The sequence below is a fragment of the Bradyrhizobium sp. UFLA05-125 genome (assembly GCF_059803515.1).
Genome location: NZ_JBANBJ010000137.1, coordinates 1 through 9,650 on the forward strand (window position 1 = coordinate 1; position 9,650 = coordinate 9,650).

Consider the following 9,650-nt stretch of genomic DNA (forward strand, 5'->3'; position numbering starts at 1 on the left):
GCGATCGTCGGTGCCGGCATGGGCGGGCTTGCCACCGCCGCGGCGCTCCGGCGCGTCGGCATCGATGCCATGGTCTACGAGCAGGCGTCGCAATTTGCCCGCATCGGCGCCGGCATCCAGGTCGGCTGCAACGCGATGAAAGTGTTGCGCGCGCTCGGGCTGGAAGCGCGTATGCGCGATTGCTCCTTTTATCCACGCTCCTGGAACAACCGCGACTGGCAGAGCGGCGACGTCAAGTTCGACATGATCTTCGGTGAGAGCGCCGAGCAGAAATTTGGCGCGCCCTATCTGCTCGCGCATCGCGGCGATCTGCATGCGGCGCTCGCCAGCCTCGTTCCCGCCGAATGCATCAGGCTCAATCACAAGCTGGTCGGTCTCGATGAGAGCGCCGAAGGCGTGAGGCTCACGTTCGCGAATGGCACGAGCGCTATCGCCGATGCCGTGGTCGGCGCGGACGGCGTGCATTCGCTGGTGCGCGACATCCTGTTCGACACGGCGCCAGTCAGGTTCACCGGCCGTATCGCCTATCGCACCACCTATCCCGCGTCATTGCTCGGCGGCGAGAAGATCGACGACTGCACCAAATGGTGGGGGGAGGACCGTCACATCGTCATCTACTACGTCAAGCCGGACCGCAGCGAAGTCTATCTCGTCACCAGCCAGCCGGAGCCGGATTTCCGCATCGAGTCCTGGTCGGCGAAGGGCGACGTGCGGGACCTGCGCGCATCGTTCGAAGGATTTCATCCGCAGGTCGCGCAGGTGCTCGCCGCGTGTCCCGACGTGCACAAATGGGCGATCATGGACCGCGATGCGCTCGAGTGCTGGTCGGACGGCAAGGTCACGCTGCTCGGCGACGCCTGCCATCCGATGACGCCCTATATGGCGCAGGGGGCGGCAATGGCGATCGAGGATGCCGCCGTGCTGTCGCGCTGTTTGGATGGCGTCGAGCGGGAGGGCGTGGCAAACGCGTTTCGCCGCTTCGAAGCGACCCGCAAGGAACGAACCACGCGGGTGCAGGAGACCTCGCGCGCCAACATCTGGCTGAAGGAGCGAACCGATACGAGCTGGGTCTATGGCTACGACGCCTGGCAGGTGCCGCTGGCGGCGTGAGCGTGAGATGCCTCGCGCGTGCGCTCGCGCTTCTCGGCTTCGGCGACCGCACGCTGCGCAGCCGGCGGCAGCGGCTTCGGGTCCTGAGGGACGTTGACGATCTTGTCGCTGCCCGTGGCCATCCGGCTCAGCCGTTTCGTGTTATCGATCGCGACCGAGAGATCGTAGACGAAATCGATCACGGTAAACAGGGCATTCAAGAAGGAGTCGACCATGGGGTCCGCGGGGGTGGCAATGTCCCCATTTTGGGTCGCTGCCGGCCTCGATCCGGTTCAACGTCCTCGTGTCCTAAAAGAAGGCACAATTTTATTGAGCTGAGCGCTCGTCCAGCGCGGCCAGCCGCTCCGCTTCCGTGATGTCCTCGATTGTGTTCGCATTGAAGAACGGATCGAGCGGTTGAACCGGCCATGTCACCGTGGCGAGCGGATATCGCGCGGTCCAGCGGTCGATCTTCCTGATATCTTCCACGACGAGGGCTTGGCGCAATTCGTCGCGCAAGGCGACGCGCCACAACCCGATCACCGGATGCGACTGCTCGCCGGAGGCGGCGACGGCGAGCTGTGCATTCTCTGCCGCGCGCGCCGCCTGCAACCGCGTGACGAGATCGCGCGGCAGGAACGGGCAGTCACCGGCAGCGCTCAGCACCCATTCGATGCCGGGCCGGTTCGCCGCGGTCCAGTCGAGTGCGGCGAGAATGCCGGCGAGCGGTCCGGGAAAGCCGGGCACGTCATCGGCGACGACGGTCAATCCGAATGCTGAAAAGCGCGAAGGCTCGCCATTGGCGTTGAGGATCAGCCCATCACATTGCGGCTTCAGGCGCGCGATTACGCGCTCCAGAATGGTGCGGCCGCCGATCGTGCGCATTGGCTTGTCGCCGCCGCCCATGCGTCGCGCCAGGCCGCCTGCGAGCAGCACGCCTACGGTCGGCGGAATCTCAGTCGTCACCACCCTCACCCTTGCGCTTGTGCTTGGCCGACTCCTCCTCGACGTAAGCGAGGTTCTGGTCGTAGACGATGCGTTCCTCGCCCGCGAGCGCGATGAAGCGCTTGCCGCGGGTCCGCCCGATCAGCGTCAGTCCGACCTGGCGGGCGAGATCGACGCCCCAGGCCGTGAAGCCCGAGCGCGACACCAGTATGGGGATGCCCATCCGCACCGTCTTGATCACCATCTCCGAGGTGAGCCGGCCCGTGGTGTAGAGGATCTTGTCGGATGCCTCGACGCCGTGGCGGTACATCCAGCCCGCGATCTTGTCGACGGCGTTGTGGCGGCCGACATCCTCGGTGTAGCAGAGCGGCGTGCCCTCCTTGCACAGCACGCAGCCATGGATCGCGCCGGCCTCGAGATAGAGCGAGGGCATGGTGTTGATGGTCTGCGTCATCTCGTACAGCCAGGAGGTTCGCAGCTCGGCCTTCGGCAGGGCCACGCTCTCCACCGCTTCCAGCAGGTCGCCGAACGCGGTGCCCTGGGCGCAGCCCGAGGTTTGCGTGCGCTTCTTCAGCTTCGCCTCGAAATTGGTGTGATGTGAGGTGCGCACCACCACGACCTGGAGATCGTCGTCATATTCCACCTCGGCGACGGCGTCGCTGTATTTCAGCATGTTCTGGTTGAGGAGATAACCGAGCGCCAGATACTCCGGATAATCGCCGATCGTCATCATGGTGACGATCTCCTGGGAGTTGAGATAAAGCGTCAGCGGCCGCTCCATCGGCACCCTGGTCTCGACCCTCGCGCCTGCCTGGTCGACGCCGACGACGCTCTGCGTCAGGCGCGGATCGTTCGGGTTCGGGACGATCAAGGGCACCGGGGCTTTGTCGATCTTCATCATGGGCGCGACGTTAGCATGACATTCGGCTCAGGCCGATATAAGCATGGAAAGGAATGGGCAAAATGCCTCCCTCGCATTGCGAGCGAAGCGAAGCAATCCAGACTGCTCTACGCGGACATCCTGGATTGCCTGGTCGCTTCGCTCCTCGTAATGACGGGGGAAGTTGGAGGTTCCATCGGCTATCGAGCCGCTGGCGGAGATCGAACTGGAATGAAAATCATCGGCCTTGCGGGATGGAGCGGAGCGGGCAAGACCACGCTGTTGACGCGGCTGATTCCGCATTTCAACGCGCAAGGCTTGCGCGTCTCCGTGATCAAGCACGCCCATCACCAGTTCGACGTCGATGTACCCGGCAAGGATTCCTGGCGCCATCGCGAGGCGGGTGCGGCCGAGGTGCTGGTGTCCTCGGCAAATCGATGGGCGCTGATGCATGAGCTGCGGGGAGCAGCGGAGCCGCGGTTGCCGGAACTGCTCGCCAAGCTGTCGGCGGTCGACCTCGTCGTGGTCGAGGGTTTCAAGCGCGAACCGCATCGCAAGATCGAGGTGCATCGCGCTGTCAACGGCAAGCCGCTACTGTTTCCCGACGATCCCGGCATTGTCGGGATTGCGACCGACGTTGCGGTTGAAACCAGGCTGCCGACGGTCCATCTCGATGATATCCCAGCGGTGGCCGCGCTCCTCTTGCGCTCCGCGATGACGGCCGACGAGGCGATGGCGAAGAGCGCGCTCGCGCGCTGACGAGGAGTATCATGGCGCAACTGTCCGACGATTGCTTTGCATTCGGTGGACCGATGATGTCGGTCGACGATGCCGTCAGCCTGATCGCGGCCCGCGTCAACGCGATCGCCGACATCGAGACCGTGGCGCTGGTCGATGCAGACGGGCGCATGCTCGCGCATGACATCGCGGCGCCACTGCCGCTGCCGCCGTTCACCAATTCCGCAGTCGACGGCTATGCGGTGCGCAATGCGGACCTGCCGCAAGTGAAGGAAACAGCGTTTCCGCTCGACGGTCGTATCTCGGCCGGCAGTGCCGCCGATCATCCGATCAAGCCCGGCCATACTGTACGCATCTTCACCGGGGCGCCGATGCCGCACGGGGCCGAGACCGTCTTCATGCAGGAGGATGTGCGTATCGAAGACAGCGGAGACGTCGTGCTGCCGCCTGGGCTGAAGCCGGGCGCAAACGTCAGGCCCGCCGGCGAGGACATTCCGCAAGGTCACGTCGCTTTGCGCGCCGGTCAGCGCTTGCGGCCGCAACACGTCGCGCTGGCCGCCGCCTTCGGCTTGACCGCGCTCGACGTCATCAGGCGCATTCGTGTCGCGGTGTTCTCGACCGGTGACGAATTGGCCTCGCCCGGCGAGTCGCGCGCGCCTTCGCAACTCTTCGACTCCAACCGCTTCATGCTGATGGCGATGCTACGCCGGCTCGGCTGCGAGGTCTCTGATCTCGGCATCTTGCGCGACCAGCAAGCCTCGCTCGCGGGCGGGCTGAAGGGGGTTGCAGGCCGGCATGACCTGATCCTCACCACCGGTGGCGTGTCGACCGGCGAGGAGGATCACGTCAAGGCCGCGGTCGAGAGCATAGGCACGCTGGTGTTGTGGCGGATGGCGATCAAGCCGGGCCGACCGGTCGCCATGGGCATCATCGGCGGCACGCCTCTGATCGGCTTGCCCGGCAATCCCGTCGCGAGCTTCGTCACCTTCGTCCATGTGGTGCGACCGACGGTGCTGGCGCTCGCAGGCGGCCTGCCGGAGCCGCTGCTTCCGATTCCCGTGCGGGCGGCCTTCACTTACAAGAAGAAGGAGGGCCGGCGCGAATATGTCCGGGTCTCCTTGCGCAAGGCCGAGGACGGCGTGCTCGAGGCCATCAAGTTTCCGCGCGAAGGGGCAGGGCTTCTGTCCTCACTGGTCGAGACGGACGGGCTGGTCGAACTCGGCGAGGCGGTGACGCGGGTTCAGCCGGGCCAGAGCATTGGATTTCTGTCCTATGCGAACATGGTCTGACCCGCGTTGACGCCTTCGGCTCGCCCCGCCATGTTGCCATCATGACCAGAACGACACTCGATCTTACCGGGCTGAAATGCCCGTTGCCGGCCTTGAAGACCCGCAAGGCGCTGAAACCGTTGCGGGCAGGGGACCAACTCGAAGTTTACTGCACGGACCCCCTTTCGGTGATCGACATTCCGAATCTGGTCCGGGAGACCGGTGACAAAGTCGAAATCACCGAGCGCAACGATGCGCGGATCGTCTTCTTGATAGAGAAGGCAAATGCGCCAATAGAAACCATCAATGGTGCGCCGCGTTCTTAGCGCCGTCACCTCGCTGATACCGACCATTTGTCTATCGACATCGATCGGCGCTTCTGTCCCAATTGGTTTTATCTGTGGGGACGCGGAGGTTGACTCGCGCCCGCGATACGCGGAACAAGCTGGTTGATGCGAAGCCACGCCGCGTGGTGTTGGGCATAGACCCCGACTCGAGGGGTTAGACTTCTCGAATGTGCGTCGTGATCCTGGCGTGCGTCGAAACATTGTGCGGAGCAGCAGGGACGGCTGCGCCGCAACGGGCTGAGGACAAGGATCGTAGCAGCAGGTTTGCTCAGAAGGGCGGCCTGCAGGGGAGGATTTGTATGGCTACAGTTGAAAGCGCTGGAAGACTGTCAGGCGCTGGCGCGGGATTTCTCGATCGCGAGCGCACGATCGCCACGGCCGGCTTCAATCGCTGGCTGGTGCCGCCGGCAGCACTTTGCATCCATCTGTGCATCGGCATGGCCTACGGCTTCTCGGTGTTCTGGCTGCCGCTGTCGCGCGCGATCGGGCTGACCGCGCCTAAAGCGTGCCCAGACATTTCATTGTGGCAGGAGCTCTTCACCACCACTTGCGACTGGAAGGTCGCAAGCCTGGGGTGGATGTACACGCTGTTCTTCGTCGTGCTCGGCGTTTCGGCGGCGCTTTGGGGCGGCTGGCTCGAGCGAGCCGGGCCGCGCAAGGCCGGGTTCGTTGCAGCACTGTGCTGGTGCGGCGGTCTCGTGCTCGGCGCCATCGGCATCTATGTCCATCAGCTCTGGATCATGTGGCTCGGTTCGGGCGTGATCGGCGGCGTCGGCCTCGGCCTCGGCTACATCTCACCGGTCTCGACGCTGGTGAAATGGTTCCCCGACCGCCGCGGCATGGCGACCGGCATGGCGATCATGGGATTTGGTGGTGGCGCCATGATCGGCGCGCCGCTGGCGAACTGGCTGATGGATCAGTTCAAGTCGCCGACCTCGGTCGGCGTCTGGGAAACCTTCCTCACCATGGGCGCGATCTATTTCGTCTTCATGATGATCGGCGCGTTCCGCTATCGCCTGCCGCCGACGGGTTGGAAGCCGGAAGGCTGGACGCCGCCGAGCGAGAAGAAGACGATGATCTCCGAGCATCACGTCCATCTCGACAACGCGCACAAGACGCCGCAGTTCTGGCTGATCTGGTGGGTGCTGTGCTTGAACGTCTCGGCCGGCATCGGCGTGATCGGAATGGCTTCGCCGATGCTCCAGGAAATCTTCGCCGGCAAGCTGATCGGTCTGCCGGACGTCGGCTTCAACGCGCTCAATCCGGCCCAGAAGGCGCAGATCGCGGCGATCGCCGCCGGCTTTGCGGGCCTGTTGTCGCTGTTCAACATCGGCGGCCGCTTCTTCTGGGCCTCGCTGTCGGACTATATCGGCCGCAAGAACACCTACTACACGTTCTTCATCCTCGGCATCGTGCTGTACGCGCTGGCGCCGACATTTGCTGCGACCGGCAACAAGCTGCTCTTCGTGCTCGGCTTCGGCATCATCCTGTCGATGTATGGCGGCGGCTTCGCGACCGTGCCGGCCTATCTCGCCGACATGTTCGGCACCCAGTTCGTCGGCGCGATCCATGGCCGTCTGCTGACGGCCTGGTCGACCGCAGGCATCATTGGTCCCGTGGTCGTGAACTACCTGCGCGAGTTCCAGCTCGCCGCCGGCGTGCCGCGCGACCAGCTCTATAACTCGACCATGTATATCCTGTGCGCGATGCTGGTCGCGGGCCTGATCTGCAACTACCTGGTCAAGCCGGTGGATTCGAAGTGGTACATGAGCGAAGCGGAAGTGGCGAAGCTCCAGGCTGCAACGGCCGGTGCCAACGCGGGGCAGACCGGTTCGTTCGGGATCGGTACTGGTGGTCTCGACGGCAAGGCCGCGCTGTTCTGGCTGTTCGTCGGCGTTCCCCTCGCCTATGGCGTGTGGATGACGCTGCTCAGCGCGGTCAAAATCTTCTGATCGCAACCGACACCGCCGCGGGATGCCGTCACGGTGTTCCGCGGCGCTCGCCTTTCTGAACGATCATGATGGGACTTAAGGGGGATTTCATGCTTCGCACCCGTATCTGCCTTGCCGCCGTGCTTCTGGCTGTCGGCCTTCATGCCGCGTCGGCACAGACCGCCACGGCGCCCGCAACGTCGGCACCTGCCGCGACCACCGAAGCCAAGCCACCCGGCAGGATCAAGCTCACCATCCAGAAGCTGAAGCAGATGAAGGCCACCTGGGCGGCCAACAAGCCCAAGCTCAAGGTCTGTCGGGCCGAGGTCAAGGCCAAGGGTCTTATCGGCGATGATCGATGGTTCTACATTCAGGACTGCATGAGCAAGACCTGAGGCCGAGAGGCCACCGGATACAACTAAAGAGGGGCATGGAGCTTGGGCTACGTGCCCCTTAAATGCTTGTAAGGCCTGACTAATCGGGATCAACTATTTGCTTGGCATCTGGTATGCCAATGGGTTAATTTGGAGCCGTTCTAAGAGTAGGGACCAAGACGCAGCGATGAGCCACGACGTGCACCAGGTCCGTTCGTTCGAACATCCGGGCGAGGGACGGAAACGAGCCAAGGCCACGCCCAAGGGGCGGCAGGTCGACCCGACCGCCGCCCATGAGATCGAGCAATTGCTTGGCGACAGGCCGCGGCGGCGTGACCTGCTCATCGAATATCTCCACCTGGTCCAGGACAAGTATCACCAGATCTCGGCCGCGCATCTTGCAGCGCTGGCCGACGAGATGAAGCTCGCCTTTGCCGAGGTGTTCGAGACCGCGACCTTTTATGCGCATTTCGACGTCGTGAAGGAGGGTGAGCCCGACATCGCGCCGCTCACCATCCGTGTCTGCGATTCCCTGACCTGCGCAATGATGGGCGGCGAGAAGCTGCTCGAGGACCTCCAGGGCGCGAGCGGCCCCGGCATCCGCGTCGTGCGCGCGCCCTGTGTCGGCCGCTGCGACACCGCGCCTGCAGCCGAGGTCGGCCACAACTTCGTCGACCACGCCACCGTCGGCAACGTGCTGGCCGCCGCGAAGGCCGGCGACACCCACGCGCATCTGCCGAAATATATCGAGCACGATGCCTATGTCGCAGCTGACGGCTACAAGCTTCTCAATCGCCTGCGCTCGGGGGAGCTTTCGAAGGAAGATCTGCTGAAGGCGCTCGACGATGCGTCGCTGCGCGGCCTTGGCGGCGCGGGCTTTCCGACGGGGCGCAAATGGCGCGCGGTGCTAGGGGAGCCCGGTCCGCGGCTGATGGCGATCAATGGCGACGAGGGCGAGCCCGGCACGTTCAAGGATCGCTATTATCTCGAGAGCGATCCGCATCGCTTCATCGAGGGCATGCTGATCGGCGCGCATGTTGTGCAGGCCTCAGATGTCTACATCTATCTGCGCGACGAATATCCTGCCGCGCGCGAGATTTTGGAGCGCGAGATCGCAAGACTGCCCGCGGGCGGCCCGACGCTGCACATGCGGCGCGGGGCGGGTGCCTACATCTGCGGTGAAGAGTCCTCGCTGCTCGAAAGCATCGAGGGCAAGCGCGGCCTGCCGCGGCACAAGCCGCCTTATCCGTTCCAGGTCGGCCTGTTCGGCCTGCCAACGCTGATCAACAATATCGAGACGTTGTGGTGGGTGCGCGACATCGTCGAGAAGGGCGCCGACTGGTGGAAGAGCCACGGCCGTCATGAGCGCCATGGCCTGCGCAGCTTCTCGGTCTCGGGTCGTGTCAAGAATCCCGGTATGAAGCTCGCGCCCGCTGGGATTACCGTGCGCGAATTGATCGACGAACATTGTGGCGGCATGGCCGACGGCGATACCTTTTACGCTTATCTTCCGGGTGGCGCGTCCGGCGGTATCCTGCCGGCGTCGATGGACGACATTCCGCTCGATTTCGGCACGCTGGAAAAATACGGCTGCTTCATCGGATCAGCCGCGATCGTGATCCTGTCGCAAAAGGACAGCGTCAGGTCCGCCGCGCTGAACCTGATGAAGTTCTTCGAGGACGAGAGCTGCGGCCAGTGCACGCCGTGCCGAGTCGGAACCCAGAAGGCGGCACTCTTGATGCAGCGGCCGGTCTGGAACCGCGCCCTGCTGGACGAATTGAGCCAGGCGATGCGCGATGCCTCGATCTGCGGGCTCGGACAGGCAGCATCGAATCCGCTCACAACCGTGATCAAATATTTCCCTGACGAGTTCAAGGAAGCGGCCGAATGACCAAGATTACGTTCGAGCTCGATGGCAAGCAGGTCGAAGCCAAACACGGCGAGACCATCTGGCAAGTCGCAAAACGCCAGGGCCGCGATATCCCGCATCTCTGCTATTCACCGGCGCCCGACTACCGGCCCGACGGTAATTGCCGCGCCTGCATGGTCGAAATCGAGGGCGAGCGCGTGCTTGCTGC

General features: G+C 63.8%; 11 protein-coding genes. 8 read left to right on the forward strand and 3 right to left on the reverse strand.

The annotated features are described in order from the left end of the window. Positions 1-1,110: FAD-dependent monooxygenase (locus SO156_RS45005; RefSeq protein ID WP_498539346.1), on the forward strand; the 1,110-nt coding region annotated here is incomplete at its 5' end. Here SO156_RS45005 and SO156_RS45010 read toward each other — a convergent pair. The 3 genes from SO156_RS45010 to fdhD all read right to left on the reverse strand — a co-directional run bounded on the left by SO156_RS45010 (position 1,077) and on the right by fdhD (position 2,935). Continuing rightward, the gene (locus tag SO156_RS45010) at positions 1,077-1,325 is read right to left on the reverse strand and encodes a hypothetical protein (protein WP_498539347.1); all 249 of its coding nucleotides are present in this window, start codon (positions 1,323-1,325) and stop codon (positions 1,077-1,079) included. The two genes, SO156_RS45005 and SO156_RS45010, sit on opposite strands and share 34 nt — an antisense overlap. Before the next feature lie 91 nt (positions 1,326-1,416). Further along, positions 1,417-2,064 carry a molybdenum cofactor guanylyltransferase MobA gene (gene mobA / locus SO156_RS45015; protein WP_458148167.1) on the reverse strand — a complete coding sequence of 216 codons (648 nt, stop codon included), beginning with the start codon at positions 2,062-2,064 and terminating at the stop codon, positions 1,417-1,419. Further along, positions 2,045-2,935, reverse strand: coding sequence for a formate dehydrogenase accessory sulfurtransferase FdhD (gene fdhD, locus SO156_RS45020; protein ID WP_498539348.1), 891 nt, complete (start codon positions 2,933-2,935; stop codon positions 2,045-2,047). The genes mobA and fdhD overlap by 20 nt, the downstream gene beginning before the upstream one ends. A 210-nt stretch (positions 2,936-3,145) precedes the next feature. Here fdhD and mobB point away from each other — a divergent pair, with 210 nt between their 5' ends. The 7 genes from mobB to SO156_RS45055 all read left to right on the forward strand — a co-directional run. After that, positions 3,146-3,673 carry a molybdopterin-guanine dinucleotide biosynthesis protein B gene (mobB, locus tag SO156_RS45025; RefSeq protein ID WP_498539349.1) on the forward strand — a complete coding sequence of 176 codons (528 nt, stop codon included), beginning with the start codon at positions 3,146-3,148 and terminating at the stop codon, positions 3,671-3,673. Positions 3,674-3,684: 11 nt separating this feature from the next. Then, complete coding sequence (locus SO156_RS45030; RefSeq protein WP_498539350.1) at positions 3,685-4,941, forward strand: molybdopterin molybdotransferase MoeA; 1,257 nt, start codon at positions 3,685-3,687, stop codon at positions 4,939-4,941. A gap of 41 nt (positions 4,942-4,982) precedes the next feature. Beyond that, positions 4,983-5,246 carry a sulfurtransferase TusA family protein gene (locus SO156_RS45035; RefSeq protein ID WP_458148171.1) on the forward strand — a complete coding sequence of 88 codons (264 nt, stop codon included), beginning with the start codon at positions 4,983-4,985 and terminating at the stop codon, positions 5,244-5,246. Between the two features lie 320 nt (positions 5,247-5,566). Then, positions 5,567-7,219, forward strand: coding sequence for an OFA family MFS transporter (locus SO156_RS45040; RefSeq protein ID WP_498539351.1), 1,653 nt, complete (start codon positions 5,567-5,569; stop codon positions 7,217-7,219). Between the two features lie 89 nt (positions 7,220-7,308). Continuing rightward, positions 7,309-7,593: a hypothetical protein gene (locus SO156_RS45045; protein ID WP_498539352.1), complete on the forward strand. Its 285-nt coding sequence runs from the start codon at positions 7,309-7,311 to the stop codon at positions 7,591-7,593. A gap of 166 nt (positions 7,594-7,759) precedes the next feature. Then, positions 7,760-9,463 carry an NADH-ubiquinone oxidoreductase-F iron-sulfur binding region domain-containing protein gene (locus SO156_RS45050; RefSeq protein WP_498539353.1) on the forward strand — a complete coding sequence of 568 codons (1,704 nt, stop codon included), beginning with the start codon at positions 7,760-7,762 and terminating at the stop codon, positions 9,461-9,463. Beyond that, on the forward strand, positions 9,460-9,650 hold a 191-nt coding region (locus SO156_RS45055; RefSeq protein ID WP_498539354.1), incomplete at its 3' end, for a (2Fe-2S)-binding protein. The genes SO156_RS45050 and SO156_RS45055, both read left to right, overlap by 4 nt.